Here is an 820-nt window from a genome sequence, read left to right as displayed (position 1 = left end):
TGTGGAATATCTCGATCATACGGTGGGTTAGCCGGACATCGACCTGTCGACCGATCAGACGATGTGGCACGGAATAGAAGCTGTGCAGCACCTCGATATGATAGTCGGGATGCACCTTGGCCTGCTTCCATTCCGCATACTCGAAGGGCGTATCGGGCAAGGGGCGCAGGGCAGCATGTTCGATCTCTGCAAAGAGTTCCTGCCGCGAGCGGCCCACCCGCCGCATGGTCCGTGCATTAAGATCTGCGAGCAACTCGGCAATGGCCACGTTCAGCGCAGCGATGGAAAAGAACTGCCTGTTGCGCAGGCGCGCCAGGATCCAGCGTTCCACGATCAGCACCGCGCCTTCGACTTTGCCCTTGTCGCGTGGCTTGCGCGGCCGTGTGGGCAACACAGTCGTGTCGTAATGCGTGGCCATGTCGGAGAAGGTCTTGGTCACCGACGGCTCAAACCAGAGTGGCTTGGCAACGGCGGCCTTCAGGTTATCGCAGACGATCGCTTTAGGCACGCCGCCGAAGAACTGAAGTGCCCGAGCCTGCGCATCGATCCAGTCGGGCAGCTTCTGGCTCAGGCTGGCCCACGCAAAAGTGTAATTGGACGCGCCCAGAACCGCGACGAAGATCTGGGCGCGATGCGCATCGCCTGTCGCCGGGTCAATCACCGGGATGGTATGACCGGCATAATCAGTTTGCATCACCGCACCCGCCTCATGGCGATTGCGATACCGAGGGCTGATCCGGGTCTCAAACTCCCGATAACGCGTGCAGAACCAAGTATAGCCATAGCCGTCAGGGTGCGCTGCTCGGTACTCCTCCCAGAG

General features: G+C 60.2%; 1 protein-coding gene. It reads right to left on the bottom strand.

Annotated features, from left to right (window positions below; translation table 11 throughout):
• A partial coding sequence (gene istA, locus B9P63_RS18445) for an IS21 family transposase (protein WP_425439767.1) occupies window positions 1-820 on the bottom strand: 820 nt, incomplete at both ends.

The organism is Planktotalea arctica (assembly GCF_002105285.1).
GTDB lineage: Bacteria > Pseudomonadota > Alphaproteobacteria > Rhodobacterales > Rhodobacteraceae > Planktotalea > Planktotalea arctica.
The sequence above is the reverse complement of the archived record's forward strand: the minus strand, read 5'-3'. Positions and strand labels throughout refer to the sequence as shown.